Origin of the sequence: Skermanella rosea (genome assembly GCF_016806835.2) — a bacterium.
In the GTDB taxonomy this organism is placed as follows: domain Bacteria; phylum Pseudomonadota; class Alphaproteobacteria; order Azospirillales; family Azospirillaceae; genus Skermanella; species Skermanella rosea.
Genome location: NZ_CP086111.1, coordinates 5,750,463 through 5,766,028, shown reverse-complemented (window position 1 = coordinate 5,766,028; position 15,566 = coordinate 5,750,463). Strand labels below are relative to the sequence as shown.

The window sequence follows — 15,566 nt, the reverse complement described above, 5'->3', positions numbered from 1 at the left end:
CCGGCGGTTCGACCAACCTGTGAAGCCTGGAACCCATAGGGGTCAATGCCATCGTCTGTCTCTAGCAGAATAGCAGGGTATCGACCATGTGAATTGCCGGGTGCCACACCATCAGGTACTCTCGATCCCACTTTTTTCCTGCCCGGGGCGGACCAGAGCAGGAACGCTTTTTCGGACATCGGTGGAATGGAAAAGAGCATCTTTCGCTTCGTGCTGCGCTATAGTACGCGGCAGCAGGTGGTCATTCTCCTGCTCACTCTGTCCTCGTTCCCGTTCCTTTATTATTCATTGGAACTGCCGAAGCAGATCGTCAACGACGCCATCGGCGGGCAGAATTTCCCCAAGGAATTCCTTGGTTTCCAGTTCGAACAGGTGCCGTACCTGATGCTGCTGTCAGGGATGTTCCTGACGCTGGTCCTGATCAACGGCGCCTTCAAGTTCCGGATCAACACCCTGAAGGGACGGCTGGGCGAGCGCATGCTGCGGCGGCTCCGCTACGAGCTGTATGTCAGGGTGCTCCGCTTCCCGCTGCCCCGGTTCCGCAAGATCAGCCAGGGCGAGATCATCCCGATGATCACCGCCGAGGTCGAGCCGCTGGGCGGCTTCATCGGCGACTCGATAGCCCTGCCGGTGTTCCAGGGCGGAACCCTGCTGGTGTACCTGGTCTTCATCTTCATGCAGGACCCCATCCTGGGGGCGGCGGCGATCTCGCTCTATCCCCTCCAGGGCTGGCTGATCCCCCGGCTGCAGCGCAAGGTCAACCAGCTCGGCAAGCAGCGGGTGCGGGCGATGCGCCAGATTTCCGACCGGATCGGCGAATCGGTCTCCGGCGTGCAGGAGATCCACGCCCACGACACCTCGGCCTGGCACCTGGCGGACCTGTCGCACCGCTACGGCGACGTCTACGACATCCGGTTCGAGATCTTCCAGCGCAAATTCTTCATAAAATTCCTGAACAATTTCATCAACCAACTGACGCCCTTCTTCTTCTACTCGATCGGCGGGTACCTGGTGATCCAGGGGAGCATCAGCTTCGGCTCGCTGGTCGCCGTGCTGGCCGCCTACAAGGACCTGGCGGGGCCGTGGAAGGAGCTGCTGGACTATTACCAGATGAAGGAAGACATCCGGATCAAGTACGAGCAGGTGATCGAGCAGTTCGACGTGCCCGAACTGATGGCCGCGGGCCTGATCGCGACCGACGCCGGCCCGGAGTCGAGGCTGACCGGGCCGATGGTCTTCACCAACGTCTCGTTCGGCGAGGACAACGGGCCGAAGATCCTGGACGGCGTGTCCTGCACGCTGCCGCTCGACGGGCACACGGCGATCGTCGGCGGTGCCGGGCGGGACGAGTTCGCCCTGCTGGCCGCCCGCCTGCTGATGCCGACGGCCGGCCGCATCCGGATCGGCGAGCAGGATCTGGCGCATCTGCCGGAGGCGGTCACGGGACGACGCATCGCCTATGTCGGGCAGAACAGCTACATGTTCACCGCCAGCCTGCGCGACAACCTGTATTACGGGCTGCGCCACCGGCCGCTGGCCGTGCACGAAGGCGACGAGAGGTCGGCCGCCGAGCACCGGCGCCGGGCCGCGGAGTCAAGGGCCGCCGGCAATACCGACTTCCCGCTTGATGCGGACTGGATCGACTATGTCGCCGCCGGCTGCGACGGTCCCGAAAGCCTGCGCCGGCGCACGCTGGCCGTGCTGGACATGGTCGACCTGGCGGACGACGTCTACCGGCTGGGGCTGAACGGCACCCTGGCGAAGGGCGGCGACGGGGACGTGGTCGCGCGCATCCTGGAGGCGCGGGCGGCGTTGAGGGCCGAGCTGGCCCAGCCGGCGATGCGGTCGCTGGTCGAGATCTGGCATCCCGACCGGTTCAACAACAACGCGACGGTGGCCGAGAACCTGCTGTTCGGCAGCCCGGTCGGGCCGGTCTTCGCGGTCGACAGCATGGCGGAGAACACCTATGTGCTGGGCGTGCTGGAGAAGGTCGGGCTGACCCGCGACTTCCTGAACATGGGCGTCCAGGTCGCCCGCACGATGATCGAGCTGTTCGCCGACTTGCCGCCGGGTCACCAGTTCTTCGAGCAGTTCAGCTTCATCAGCTCGGAGGAGCTGCCCGATTTCCAGCCGATGGTGGCGAAGGCGGACAAGGAAGGCGTCGACAGCCTGAAGCCGGAGGAGAAGCGCCGCCTGATGGCGCTGCCCTTCAAGCTGATCCCGGCCCGCCACCGCCTGGGCCTGATCGACGACGGCATGGAGCGGCGTTTGCTGGAGGCGCGCCACGTCTTCGCCCGCGACCTGCCGGAGGGCCTGCGCGAGAGCATCGAGTTCTTCGTCGAGGACAGCTACAACTCGGCCTCGACCATCCAGGACAACATCCTGTTCGGGAAGGTCGCGTACGGCCAAGCCCAGGTCGGCGGCAAGGTCGGGCGGCTGGTGGCCCAGGTGATCGAGGAGCTGCACCTGCGCGAGACCATCCAGGAGATCGGGCTGGACCATTATGTCGGCGTCTCGGGCTCGCGGCTGTCCCGGGTGCAGCGGCAGAAGGTGGCGCTGGCCCGCGCCATCCTGAAGAGCCCCGACCTGCTGGTGATCAACGAGGCGACCGCCGGACTGGACGGCGCCAGCCAGACGCGCATCCATGACGCGATCCTGGAGGAGCGCCAGGGGCGCGGCGTGGTCTGGGTCTTGCACAGGCCCAGCATCGCCCGGCGGTTCGACCAGACGCTGGTGCTTCGGGGCGGACAGATCGCCGAGCATGGGAGCTATCAGGACCTGGACAAGCCGGGCACCGTCATGCACGAGTTGCTGGCGGCCGAATGACGGGCAGTTGGATGATGAGAAGCCGGAAGCGGGAGTAGCGTGTCGTGAGCCTTGCCGAAGAAGTCGAACTGCTGCGCAGGATCCCCATGTTCGCCAACGTGGAGACGAGCAAGCTGAAGCTGCTGGCCTTCACCAGCGAGCGAGTCGCCTTCCACGCGGGCGACTGCCTGTTCACCCAGAACGAAATGGGGAACAGCGCGTTCATCATCGTGGACGGCGAGGCGGACGTAACGGTCGATACGCCGAACGGGCCGTTGACGGTCGCCAAGGTCGGCCGCAACGATTTCATCGGCGAGATCGCGATCCTGTGCGACGTGCCCCGTACCGCCAGCGTGGTCGCGGTCACCGACATGACCACGCTGTGCATTTCGAAGGACCTGTTCTTCCGCATGGTCACCGAGTTTCCGCAGATGGCGGTGGAGATCATGAGGGTGCTGGCCCAGCGCCTGGAGAACACGACCCGGCAGCTGCGCGAAGCCGTCGCCCACGGCGGTCCGCCGCACACGTGACGTAATCTACAGAAGGCGGTTCATGAGCCGGTTGGACAGTTTCATCAGGCGGGTCAGCGCCCAGCGCGACTGCCTCAACGCCGCCGCGGACCTGATCCGCGACGTTCCCGGGCCGGTGCTGGAGTTCGGCCTGGGCAACGGCCGGACCTACGACCATCTGCGCTCGCTGCTGCCGGAGCGCACGATCTTCGTGTTCGAGCGGCAGGTCGCCGCCCATCCCGACTGCATTCCCCCGGCCGAGTGCCTGCTGCTGGGCGACCTGTTCGAGACGCTGGACACGGCCGGAACCGTGATCGGCGCGCCCGCGGCGCTGGCCCACGTGGATATCGGCTCCGGCGATCCCGGAGCCAACGCCGAGCTGGCGGCTTTCCTGGCGCCGCGCCTGCACAAGCTGATGGCGCGCGGCGGCGTCGTGGTCAGCGACCAGGACCTGGGCATGCCCCGGTGGGAACCCCTGCGCCCGCCGGAGACGGTCCGGCCGGGGCGCTATTTCATGATGAGGGTGTAAAGATTCGGCCACAGATGGACGCAGATAAACACAGATGAACTTCTGATTGCCGAAGCTTCCGTCATCTGAAAGCGATTATCGGGATTTTCATCTGTGTTTATCTGCGTTCATCTGTGGCCGATTTTCCCCTATCCCGCCGCCGAGCGTCCGGCCCGGGCATCCGCCGCCTGGGCTTGGAAGGTCAGGGTGAACAGGGTGCCGGCGCTGCCGTCGACTTCCACGGTGGCGCGGATCTGCTTCGCCAGGGCCTTGACCAGGGAGAGGCCCAGGTTGTTGTTGGTCTCCCAGTCCAGGCCGCCGGCGGCGCCGACCCCGTCGTCGCCGATCCGCAACTCCCAGCGGGTCCCGTCGAGCGGTTCGAGTTTCAGCCGGATGGTGCCGGTCTTCCCCTCGGCGAAGGCGTGGCGGAAGCTGTTGGTGACAAGCTCGTTCAGGATCAGGCCGAGCGGCAGGGCCGTCTCGACCGGCACGTGGCAGGGCCGGGTCCGCACGTCCAGGGCGATGCCGCGGTCCGGGCCGTGGAAGTTCGCCAGCGTCTCGCAGATTTCCGCCAGATAGCCGCCGAGTTCCAGCGTCGGGCCGGCGTCGGCCGTGTAGAGCTTGCGGTAGATCAGCTCCAGGGCATTGATGCGGTGGAGCAGGTTGTCGAGGCCCGCCTTCATCGCGTCGCTGTCGCTGCGGCCGGCCTGCAGCCGGATCAGGCTGGCCATGACCTGGAGGTTGTTCTTGACCCGGTGCTGAAGCTCGTGGAGCAGAACCTCGCGGTGGCGGAGCGCCTGCTCCAGGTCGCGGGTGCGCTCCTCGACCCGGCGTTCGAGCTGGGCGTTGGCCTCGACGATGCGGGCGGCGGCCTGGCGGCGCAGCGTGCAGTCGAGCTGGGAGCCGAAGAAGTATAGCAGGTTGCCTTCCTCGTCATGGATCGGGCTGATATACAGCTCGTTCCAGAACGCGGTGCCGTTCTTCCGGTAGTTCAGGACCTCGATCTTGATGTCGTGCTGCTCGGCAAGGGCGCCGCCGATCAGGCGGCGTACTTCCGGATCCGAGTCGGGGCCCTGGAGGAAGCGGCAGTTATGGCCGATGATCTCGTCGAGATCGTAGCCGGTCAGGTCGACGAACGCCTGGTTCGCGAAGACGATCGGGTTGTCGTCCTGGTTGGGATCGGTGACCACGATCGGCATCCGGCTGCCTTCGACCACGCTGCGGAAGGGGTTCTCCCGCGACGGATGGTTGATCAGGGCGATGTTGCCCATCTCCTTGGGAGGAGTCTGCACGTCTGGCCTCCTGAGCTATCAGGTTCCGTGTGCCCTCCCCTGATGGAGACCGGTCCGTAAGCCGCCGTTTCTTCTTTACACACACGGGTAGAACCTTGAGATCAGATCAAACAAGGTTCGCCGGCCATTGTTCCAAACGCGACCAATGCGGAGACGGCGCCGCCCCGGCCGGGACGGCGCCGTCACGCCGTGCTACTCGGCCTTCTTGCTCAGGTCTTCGCCGGTCGCCTGGTCGACCGTCTTCATGGACAGCTTGACCTTGCCGCGGTCGTCGAAGCCCAGGACCTTGACCTTCACCTCGTCGCCCTGCTTGACCACGTCGCTGACCTTGCCGACGCGCTCGTTCTTCAGCTCGGAGATGTGGACCAGACCGTCGCGCGAGCCCAGGAAGTTCACGAAGGCGCCGAAATCGACCACCTTCACGACCTTGCCGGTGTAGACCACGCCCAGCTCCGGCTCGGCCACGATGCCGCGGATCCAGTCGATGGCTGCCTGGCTGGCCTTGCCGTCGACAGCCGCGACCTTGACCGTGCCGTCGTCCTCGATGTCGATCTTGGCGCCGGTCTGCTCGACGATCTCGCGGATCACCTTGCCGCCGGAGCCGATCACGTCGCGGATCTTCTCCTTGGGGATGTTGATCACGGTGATGCGCGGGGCGTTCTGGTTGACCGCCTCGCGGGCGCCGCCGATCGCCTTGGCCATTTCGCCCAGGATGTGCATCCGGCCGCCGCGCGCCTGGTCCAGGGCGACGCGCATGATCTCCTCGGTGATCGAGGTGATCTTGATATCCATCTGGAGCGCGGTGACGCCCTTCTCGGTGCCGGCCACCTTGAAGTCCATGTCGCCCAGGTGGTCCTCGTCGCCGAGGATGTCGGACAGCACGGCGAAGCCGCGGTCTTCCTTGATCAGGCCCATGGCGATGCCGGCGACCGGGCGGGGCAGGGGAGCGCCGGAGTCCATCAGCGCCAGCGAGGCGCCGCAGACGGTCGCCATCGACGAGGAGCCGTTGGACTCGGTGATTTCCGACACGATCCGCATGGTGTAGGGGAACTGCTCCTTGGTCGGGAGCAGCGGCCGGACCGCGCGCCACGCCAGCTTGCCGTGACCGATCTCGCGCCGGCCGGGGGAGCCGACGCGGCCCGCCTCGCCGACCGAGTAGGGCGGGAAGTTGTAGTGGAGCATGAAGCTCTCGCGGTACTCGCCTTCCAGCGCGTCGATGATCTGCTCGTCCTGGCTGGTGCCCAGCGTGGCGACCACCAGGGCCTGGGTCTCGCCGCGGGTGAACAGGGCGGAGCCGTGGGCGCGGGGCAGCACGCCGACCTCGGCCACGATCTGGCGGATGTCGGTGGTCGAGCGGCCGTCGATCCGGCGGCCGGTGTCGATGACCGTGCCGCGCAGCACGTCGCTCTCGACATCCTTGAAGGTGCCGGCGATCGCCTCGGCGGGGATCTCGTCCGAGGTCAGGGCCTCCAGCGCCTTCAGCTTGGCGGCGCCCAGCTTGTTCTGGCGGTCCTGCTTGCGGATCTCGGAATAGGCCGCCTTGATGTCCTCGCCGACGATCTCCTTGACGCGGGCCTTGATGGCGGCGGCGTCATAGGGGGCCGAGGGCATGTCCCAGGGTTCCTTGGCGCACTGCTCGGCCAGCTCGATGATCGCGTCGATGACCGGCTGGAAGCTGCGGTGGCCGAACATGACGGCGCCCAGCATGACGTCCTCGGACAGTTCCTTGGCCTCGGACTCGACCATCAGCACGCCGTCGCGCGTACCCGCGACTACCAGGTCGAGGTCGCCCTCCTCGTCGTCGACCAGCGGGTTCAGCGTGTACTCGCCGTTCCGGTAGCTGACGCGGGCGGCGCCGATCGGGCCCAGGAAGGGGATGCCCGAGATGGTCAGGGCGGCCGAGGTGCCGACCATGGCGACGATGTCGGGATCGTTCTCCATGTCGTGGCTGAGCACGGTGCAGATGACCTGCGTCTCGTTGCGGAAGCCGTCGGCGAACAGCGGGCGGATCGGCCGGTCGATCAGGCGGCTGACCAGCGTCTCCTTCTCGGAGGGACGGCCTTCACGCTTGAAGAAGCCGCCCGGGATCTTGCCGGCGGCGAACGCCTTTTCCTGGTAATTGACGGTCAGCGGAAAGAAATCGACCCCGGGCTTGGCCGCCTTGGCCGCGACGACGGTGCAGAGCACGGTCGTCTCGCCGTACGTCGCCATCACGGCGCCATCGGCCTGGCGGGCGACCTTCCCGGTCTCCAGGACCAGCTTGCGTCCGCCCCAATCGATTTCTTTTCTGTAGACGTTGAACATTGTTTCTTCCTTCCATCCGACGCCCAAGCCATCCCGGATTGGATGGCGTGGGCCGGGGTCCTCAGTCGTTGTCGACCCCGCGTGAAAACAGGCCCGCATGAGCACAGGCCGAAAGCCGACCGGGAGCGTGTCCGGGCCGGCAGGCAAAGCTCATCAATGAAATGGAGCCGAAAGCATTTCCCGCCCGCGAAAAAATCATTCGCGGGCGGGATGATGCCGTGCACACCGCAGCCCGCCGCCCGCTCCGCGAAGCGGAGCCTGGACGGTCAGGGATCCGGGCTGGTTTCGGCAAACGGAATTGTCCGGTGGGCGGTGTGCGGAAAGACCCTGGCCTTAGCGGCGCAGGCCGAGACGCTGGATCAGCTGCTCGTAGCGGCCGACATTCTTGCGCTTCAGGTAGTCCAGCAGGCTGCGGCGCTGGCCGACCATGACCAGCAGGCCGCGGCGGCTGTGGAAGTCCTTCTTGTGGGTCTGCAGGTGCTCGGTCAGGTTCCGGATCCGCTCGGACAGGATCGCGACCTGCACTTCGGGGGAACCGGTATCGTTGGCACCGGTGGTGTATTCCTTGATCAGCTCCTGCTTGCGCTCGGCAGTGATCGACATCGGGTCTCTCCAATCAGGTCTGGTTGATGCTTACAGGTTCAATACGCGCACCGGGCGGATCTCCGCCCCTTCGACGCGGGCCAGCGCCACCGGCTTGCCGCCGGAAACGGCTAAAACGACAGCACCGTCGCCCGACGGATCGTAGTCGAGGCCTTCAAGCCTCTCGCGATCCTGCCGGCGCAACAACGCCACCGTTTGGCCAAGTCTCAGTCGGTGCGCTTCGGCTTCGGTCAGGGCGAACGCCGGGATGTCGTCCAGCGCCGTCTCGATCGGAAGCAGAAGTCTTTCGACGGCGGCACCATGCTCCATGGCCGCCAGATCGTCCAGGGAAATCGCGTTTTCGAGCGTGAAAGAGCCCACGTTGAGCCGCCGGAGGCGCGTTATGTGCCCGACGGTGCCCAATGCCAGGGCAAGATCGCGCGCCAGGCTCCGCATATAGGTGCCCTTGCCGCATTCCACCTCGAAATCGGCGTGGTCGGCGTCCGGCAGTCCGATCAGGTGGAAGCCGTCGATGCGGACGATGCGGGGCGCCAGCTCGACCGTCTCCCCCTCGCGCGCCAGGTCGTAGGCGCGCTCCCCGTCCACCTTGATCGCCGAGAACTGGGGCGGCACCTGGGAGATCTCGCCCTGGAACGCCTCCAGCGCCGCCTCGATCTCGTCCTCGGTCGGGCGGTTCGGGCTGGTCGCGATGACGCTGCCTTCCAGGTCGTCGGTGGTGGTCTGCTCGCCCCAGCGCAGGCGGAAGCGGTAGGTCTTGGCGCCGTCCATGGCATAGGCCACCGTCTTGGTCGCCTCGCCGAAGGCGACCGGCAGGACGCCGGTGGCGATCGGGTCGAGGGTGCCGCCATGCCCCGCCTTCTCGGCGTTGAGCAGGCGGCGGACCCGGGACATGACCTGGGTGGACGTCATGCCGGCCGGCTTGTCGATGACCAGCCAGCCGTGGACGGGGACGCCTTTGCGCTTACGCGCCACGGGGGCCTCGGCCGCCGGGGGAGGATTTGGAGGACTTCAGGGGAGCGGGCTTGTCGGCCTCCTCCTCCTCGTCTTCCTCGTACTCGACGTCGTCTTCGTCCTCGTCGTCATCCTCGTCGAGGTCGTCGTCCTCCTCGAACTCGGTATCCTCCTCGTCCTCTTCCTCCTCGTCGTCGAGGTCGTCCTCGTCCTCGTACTCCGGCTCGTCGTGGCCGGGGCCGTCGCCGTTCATGCCGTCATGGGTGCCGCCGTTGTGGGTCTCGGCGGCATCCTCGTCGTCCTCTTCCTCATCGTCCAGGTCCCGCGCGACCTCGGGGTCGTGCAGCAGGCGGTTGATGTGGTCGGCATACTCGAACGAGGTGTCGGCCTCGAAGGACAGGGTCGGGACGTAGCGCAGCTTGACCGCGCGGGCGATCTGGCTGCGGAAGAAGGCGGCCGCGCGGCGCAGCGCCGCCACCGTCTCCTCGGAGTGGCCGCCGCCCAGGGGGGTGATGAAGGCGGTCGCGTTGCGCAAGTCCGGGCTGATCCGGACCTCGGTCACGGTGACGTTCAGGTCCTGCAGGTCGGGATCGCGGAAATCGCCGCGGCGGAGCACCTCCGCCAGCGCATGGCGCAACTCCTCCCCGACCCGCAGTTGGCGTTGCGACGGGTTGCGTCCTGCGCGTTTGCTGCTCATTGATCTGGTTCCTCTTCCACCGGCCGCGCGCGGGGCGCCGGTCGGTACCGACGGGGGGATTGCCTGGCCCGCCGGCGGGCTTCATGCCCTGTTCCTGTTCGCGGGCTTCGGGAAGCCCCGAAATGGGAAGAGGCCCGCGGCGCCCGGAGGCGCCGCAAGGCCTTATCCGCGGCGGCGCCCGGTCAGAGCTGCCGCGCCACCTCTTCCATCTCGTAGGCTTCGATCACGTCGCCTGCCTGGATGTTGTCGTAGTTCTCGAACGCCATGCCGCATTCGTACCCTTCGCGGACCTCGCGGACCTCGTCCTTGAAGCGCTTCAGGGTCTTCAGCGTGCCGGTGTGGATGACCACGTTGTCGCGCAGCAGGCGGACGCCGGCGCCGCGCTTCACCACGCCCTCGGTGATCATGCAGCCGGCGACCTTGCCGACCTTGGTGATGTTGAACACCTCGCGGATCTGGGCGTTGCCCAGGAACCGCTCGCGCAGGATCGGCGACAGCATGCCCGTGAGGGCGGCCCGCACGTCGTCGATGACGTCGTAGATCACCGAGTAGTAGCGGATCTCGATGCCGTCCCGCTTCGCCATCTCGCGCGCCTGGGGGTTTGCGCGGACGTTGAAGCCGAAGATCATCGCCTTGGACGCGTTCGCCAGGGTCACGTCGGACTCGTTGATCGCGCCGACCGAGCTGTGGAGCACCCGCACCTTCACTTCGGTGTTGGCGGCGGTCAGGCGCTCCAGGGCGCCGCTGATCGCCTCGATCGAGCCCTGCACGTCGCCCTTGATGACGATCGGCAGTTCCTTGGCCTCGCCCGCCTGGATGCGGGTGAACATCTGCTCCAGCGTGCCGCGCGACGCCGCCGAAGCCGCCGCCTCCCGCCGCTTGCGCTGACGGAACTCGGTGATCTCGCGGGCCCGCGCCTCGGACTCGACCACCGCGAACTCGTCGCCCGCGAGCGGCGTCCCGTTCAGGCCCAGCACCTCGATCGGCATCGCCGGACCGGCGGTGTCGACGCTGGCGCCGCGGTCGTTGACCAGGGCCCGGACGCGGCCCCATTCGGCGCCGGCGACGAAGATGTCGCCGACCGACAGGGTGCCGCGCTGGATCAGCACGGTCGCGACGGAGCCGCGGCCCCGCTCCAGCTTGGCCTCGATCACGACGCCCTCGGCGGCACGGTTCGGGTTGGCCCGCAGCTCCAGGATTTCCGCCTGGAGGAGGATGGCCTCCTCGATCCGGTCCAGGCCCATGCGGGTCTTGGCCGAAACCTCGACCGCCAGCACGTCGCCGCCCATCTCCTCGACGACCAGCTCGTGCTGAAGCAGCTCCTGGCGGACCCGGTCGGGGTTCGCGTCGGGCAGGTCGCACTTGTTGATCGCCACGATGATCGGCACCTGGGCCGCCTTGGCGTGGTGGATGGCCTCGATCGTCTGCGGCATGATGCCGTCGTCGGCGGCCACCACCAGCACCACCACGTCCGTGACGTTGGCGCCGCGCGCCCGCATCTCGGTGAAGGCGGCGTGGCCCGGCGTGTCGATGAAGGTGATCTTGCCGCCAGAGCCCAGCTGCACCTGGTAGGCGCCGATGTGCTGGGTGATGCCGCCGGCCTCGCGGCTCGCCACGTCGGTGGCGCGCAGCGCATCCAGCAGCGAGGTCTTGCCGTGGTCGACGTGGCCCATGACGGTGACGACGGGAGCCCGCGGGATGAGGTTCTCCTCGATGTCCTGCTCGCCTTTCAGGCCGACTTCGACGTCCGCCTCGGAAACGCGGCGCATCCGGTGGCCGAACTCGGCGACGACCAGCTCCGCCGTGTCGGCGTCGATCGTCTGGTTGATGGTCGCCATCACGCCCATGCGCATCAGCGACTTGATCACGTCGGCGCCGCGCTCGGCCATGCGGTTGGCCAGCTCCTGCACGGTGATGACTTCCGGCACCACCACGTCGCGGGTGACCTTCTGGGTCTCCTGCCGGCTGTTCAGGCGCTGCTTCTCGCGCTCACGGGCACGCCGCAGCGCCGCCATGCTGCGGGTCCGCTCGGACTCGTCGCCGCTCAGCGCCTGGGTGACCGTCATCTTGCCGCTGCCGCGGCGGCGGTCGCCCGCCTTGCCCTTGGGAGCCGCGGGCGGCTTGGCCGGAGCCTTCGCGGGGCCGCCGCCGGCACCGGGAGCCGTCTTGCGGCGGCCGCGGCCGTCGTCTTCCTCTTCGCCGGCGCGGGCGATCATGCCGGCCGCCTTGCCGATGGCGGCTTCCGCGGCACGCGGCGCCGCCGGGGTCCGGCGGCGGTCGTCCTCGCCCGAGCGGGCGGCGGCCGGAGCAGCCTCCTCGTCGCGGGCCGGGGCCTTGGCGGCTGGGCGCCTGGCGGCTTCCGCCTCCTTGCGCTTGGCTTCCTCTTCCTGGCGCTTGCGCTCGGCCTCCTCGGCCTTGGCGCGCTCCTCTTCCTGGATGCGCTTCAGCTCCTCGAGCTCGCGCCGGCGCAGGGCCTCGGCGTCGAGCTGGGGCTCGGGCGCCTCCTCGACGACCTCCGGCTCCTCGATGACGGTGGCCTCGGCCAGCTCGGCCTCGACCTGCCGCCGCTCCTCGTCGGAACGGATGGCGCCCTGCAGGGCGCGCAGGCGGGCGTCGCGCTCCTCCTTGGTGAGCTGCCGGACGGCCGGCTGGCCGCGCTGGCCCCTGCCGCCGGGCGCGCCCTTGAGGGGCAGCCCCTCGGCCGCGCGGCGGGCCGCGGCGCCGCCGTCGGCCACGCCGGGCGCGGCACCCTTCTCGATGGTCCGCTTGCGCTTGACCTCGACGGTCACGGTCTTCGACCGGCCATGGGAAAAGCTCTGCCGAACCGAGGCGGCATCGGCGGGTTTGTTCTTCAGCTCGAGCTTGCCCTTGGTGGGAAGGCTCAAGACTTTCTTGCGGTCCTGGTCGTTACTGTCAGTCATCTGTGTCCGACTAGCTCGTCGTTGTATCTGTTGCCCGGCCGGCCGATGCCGGACCGCAATTGCCTTCACCCGAGGCACCCCGTCGAAGACCGGCATACCGCCGGCACTCCTCCAGGAAGCGCGCGGCCAATCGGCCGGGCGCCAGCATCGCATGCACCACGTGGTCGCGACCGAAGGCGTGGCCGAGATCGGCCGCGTCGAACAGGTCGACGACCGGCGCCTCCCCGGCCAACGCCCGCATCTTGCCGCGCCCGTCCTCGGCCCCGTCGGCGGCCGCGATCAGCGCGCCCGCCTTTCCCTTGCGCAGGGCCTCGCGGACCTTCTCGAACCCCGAGACCGCGACCCCGGCGCGCCGGCACAGGCCGATCGAGTCGAGGCAGCGCCGCTTGAGCAGCGCTTCCACCCGGTCGACCAGGTCGGGGTCGACCTTGACCTTGCGGCGGGCGGCCTTGGAGAACTGGTTCTTGGCGACCGCCCTGGACAGGATCTCCCGGTCCGCCGTGACCCACAGACCCCGTCCGGGCAGCGTGCCCTCCAGGTCCGGGACGACGGCGCCTTCCGGCGACGTGACGAACCGGATCATGCCCTGGCGGTCGGCGACGACGGCGGTGACGATGCAGCGCCGCAGGGGGCTGCGCCGTCCGCCGATCGCCTCCTCCTCAAGCGGTTCGGGCCCGGGGGGACCGGGCTCGAACGCGTCGGGCGGGGCGGCTGCCTCGTGGGGCAGGGTGGGATGGGCGTTCAGTAAGGTCATCCGTTGCAGGGTCGGTCCTTGGTTGGTGAACTGGAGTTGGCGAACCGGGGTTCGAAAACGGTGGTCCCGGAGGAACCGGGGTCAGTGCTGCTCGGTCGAGGCGGTCGCCGGCTCACCGTCCTCGGTGAACCAGTGGGCGCGGGCCGCCATGATGATGGCGTTGGCGTCGTCCAGCGTCATGGCGTCCTTGCCGACGATCTCGCGAAGTTCGTCACCCGCGAGGTCGGCGAGGTCGTCCAGGGTCTTGACGCCGTTCTCGCCCAGCTTGACCAGCATGACGGGGGTCAGGCCCTCGATCTCCGCGATCTCGTCGGCGACGCCCAGCGCCTGGCGCCGCTCGGTCATCTCGCTGTTCTGCTGGTCGAGGAAGGTCCGGGCGCGCTCGCGCAGCTCCTCGGCCACGTCCTCGTCGAAGCCTTCGATCTCGGCGAGCTCGTTGGTCTCGGCGAAGGCGATCTCCTCGACCGACGAGAAGCCCTCGGCGACCAGCAGGTGGGCGATCACGTCGTCCACGTCCAGGGCGTCGATGAAGAGCTGGGAACGGGTCTTGAACTCTTCCGAGCGCCGCTCCGACTCCTCGTTCTCGGTCATGATGTCGATGTCCCAGCCGGTCAGCTGGCTGGCGAGACGCACGTTCTGGCCGCGGCGTCCGATCGCCAGACTCAACTGGTCATCGGGAACCACGACTTCAATGCGCTTGCTCTCCTCGTCCATCACGACCTTGGCCACCTCGGCCGGGGCCAGGGCGTTGACGACGAAGGTCGCCGGGTCCTGGGACCAGGGAATGATGTCGATCTTCTCGCCCTGGAGCTCGCCGACGACGGCCTGGACGCGGCTGCCGCGCATGCCGACGCAGGCGCCGACCGGGTCGATCGAGCTGTCGTGGCTCAGCACCGCGATCTTGGCGCGCGAACCGGGGTCTCGGGCGACCGACTTGATCTCGATGATGCCGTCGTAGATCTCCGGCACTTCCTGGGAGAACAGCTTGGCCATGAAGGTGGGATGGGTCCGCGACAGGAAGATCTGGGGACCTCGGGCCTCGGCCCGTACGTCATAGATGTACGCGCGTACGCGGTCGCCGTTCTTGAAGTGCTCGCGGGGGAGGAGCTCGTCGCGGCGCAGGATCGCCTCCGCCCGGCCCAGGTCGACGGTGACATTGCCGTACTCGACCCGCTTGACCAGCCCGTTGACCACCTCGCCGACGCGGTCCTTGTATTCCTTGAACTGCCGCTGCCGCTCCGCCTCGCGCACCTTCTGGACGATGACCTGCTTGGCCGTCTGCGCCGCGATGCGGCCGAAGTCGATCGGCGGCAGCTCGTCGGTCAGGAACTCGCCGACGGCCGCGTCCTTCTTCATGCGCTGGGCTTCACGAAGGGTGAGCTGGGTCGTCTCGTTCTCGACCTCCTCCACCACCTCGAGATATCGCATCAGGTGGATGTCGCCGGTCTTGCGGTCGATCCGGGCCCGGATGTCGTGTTCATGTCCGTACTTGGAGCGGCCTGCCTTCTGAATCGCCTGCTCCATCGCTTCCAGGACCTCATCCCGGTCGATGTTCTTCTCGCGGGCGACCGCATCGGCTACTTGTAGCAGTTCCATTCCAGAAGTCCCTGGCGTTCGTTAGAGTAGGCACTCGGACGTGAGGCGAAAAGGCCGGCTACTGCTGTGCCGCGGTGGCGGCGATCAGTGCGTCGGTCAGGATCAGCTTGGCGCGCTGCACGGCGTCGAACGGGATGGTGGCCGGACCGGTATCGGTCTCGATCAGCACGGACCCGTCCTGGACGCCCTTCAGCATGCCGCGGAACCGCTTGCGGCCGTCCAGCGGGAAGCGGGTCTCGATGCGCGCTTCGAAGCCGGCGAACCGTTCGAAATCCTTCAGCCGGGTCAACGGCCGGTCGATCCCCGGCGAGCTGACTTCCAGCGTATAGGCGGAAGAAATAGGGTCCTCGACGTCGAGAAGGGCGGACACCGCACGGCTGATGTCAGCGCAATCCTCGACGGTCATGGCGGCATTGTCCTTCCGCTCGGCCATCACCTGCAAGGTGGGCCGCTGCGTGCCCGACACCTGCACCCGCACGATCTCGTAGCCCATGGCTTCGACCGAGGGGGCGATGATCTGTTGTATCCGGTCGGTTGCGTCCATTCCACCTGACTTGTGGCAACATGACCGGGCATCAGGAGCCCGGTTCAAAGAACTGTAGACAAAAAACAAAAAAGTGGGCCAG

11 protein-coding genes and 1 pseudogene are annotated in these 15,566 nt (G+C 67.5%); 3 read left to right on the top strand and 9 right to left on the bottom strand.

Annotated elements, in window-relative coordinates:
* The first annotated feature begins 186 nt into the window (after positions 1 to 186).
* Genes JL101_RS26900 through JL101_RS26890 form a run of 3 tightly spaced genes read left to right on the top strand, consistent with a single transcriptional unit; the run spans position 187 to position 3,843 of the window.
* A complete protein-coding gene (locus JL101_RS26900) occupies positions 187 to 2,826 on the top strand; it encodes an ABC transporter ATP-binding protein/permease (RefSeq protein ID WP_203098197.1) in 2,640 nt (879 codons plus the stop codon).
* Positions 2,827 to 2,870: 44 nt separating this feature from the next.
* Positions 2,871 to 3,335, top strand: a complete 465-nt coding sequence (locus JL101_RS26895; RefSeq protein WP_203098198.1) for a cyclic nucleotide-binding domain-containing protein — start codon at positions 2,871 to 2,873, stop codon at positions 3,333 to 3,335.
* Positions 3,336 to 3,357: 22 nt separating this feature from the next.
* Positions 3,358 to 3,843: a class I SAM-dependent methyltransferase gene (locus JL101_RS26890; protein WP_203098199.1), complete on the top strand. Its 486-nt coding sequence runs from the start codon at positions 3,358 to 3,360 to the stop codon at positions 3,841 to 3,843.
* Positions 3,844 to 3,971: 128 nt separating this feature from the next.
* On the opposite strand, the gene JL101_RS26885 is transcribed toward JL101_RS26890, so the two are convergent.
* The 9 genes and pseudogenes from JL101_RS26885 to rimP all read right to left on the bottom strand — a co-directional run bounded on the left by JL101_RS26885 (position 3,972) and on the right by rimP (position 15,484).
* Positions 3,972 to 5,114 (bottom strand): PAS domain-containing protein, encoded by a 1,143-nt coding sequence (locus tag JL101_RS26885; RefSeq protein ID WP_203098200.1) that lies wholly within the window; start codon positions 5,112 to 5,114, stop codon positions 3,972 to 3,974.
* A 192-nt stretch (positions 5,115 to 5,306) separates the two neighbouring features.
* A complete protein-coding gene (gene pnp / locus JL101_RS26880; RefSeq protein ID WP_203098201.1) occupies positions 5,307 to 7,418 on the bottom strand; it encodes a polyribonucleotide nucleotidyltransferase in 2,112 nt (703 codons plus the stop codon).
* Positions 7,419 to 7,751: 333 nt separating this feature from the next.
* On the bottom strand, positions 7,752 to 8,021 hold the full coding sequence (rpsO, locus tag JL101_RS26875; RefSeq protein ID WP_158047707.1) for a 30S ribosomal protein S15: 270 nt from the start codon (positions 8,019 to 8,021) through the stop codon (positions 7,752 to 7,754).
* A gap of 30 nt (positions 8,022 to 8,051) precedes the next feature.
* On the bottom strand, positions 8,052 to 8,993 hold the full coding sequence (truB, locus tag JL101_RS26870) for a tRNA pseudouridine(55) synthase TruB (RefSeq protein WP_203098202.1): 942 nt from the start codon (positions 8,991 to 8,993) through the stop codon (positions 8,052 to 8,054).
* A gap of 184 nt (positions 8,994 to 9,177) precedes the next feature.
* Positions 9,178 to 9,669, bottom strand: a pseudogene (rbfA, locus tag JL101_RS26865) (30S ribosome-binding factor RbfA); the annotation flags it as partial.
* 182 nt (positions 9,670 to 9,851) lie between these two features.
* Entirely contained in the window at positions 9,852 to 12,590 is a 2,739-nt protein-coding gene (infB, locus tag JL101_RS26860; RefSeq protein ID WP_228435183.1) for a translation initiation factor IF-2, read from the bottom strand.
* A gap of 10 nt (positions 12,591 to 12,600) precedes the next feature.
* On the bottom strand, positions 12,601 to 13,344 hold the full coding sequence (locus JL101_RS26855) for an RNA-binding protein (protein ID WP_203098205.1): 744 nt from the start codon (positions 13,342 to 13,344) through the stop codon (positions 12,601 to 12,603).
* 81 nt (positions 13,345 to 13,425) lie between these two features.
* Complete coding sequence (gene nusA / locus JL101_RS26850) at positions 13,426 to 14,940, bottom strand: transcription termination factor NusA (RefSeq protein ID WP_203098206.1); 1,515 nt, start codon at positions 14,938 to 14,940, stop codon at positions 13,426 to 13,428.
* Positions 14,941 to 14,998: 58 nt separating this feature from the next.
* Positions 14,999 to 15,484: a ribosome maturation factor RimP gene (gene rimP, locus JL101_RS26845; RefSeq protein WP_203098207.1), complete on the bottom strand. Its 486-nt coding sequence runs from the start codon at positions 15,482 to 15,484 to the stop codon at positions 14,999 to 15,001.
* Between the last annotated feature and the right edge of the window lie 82 nt (positions 15,485 to 15,566).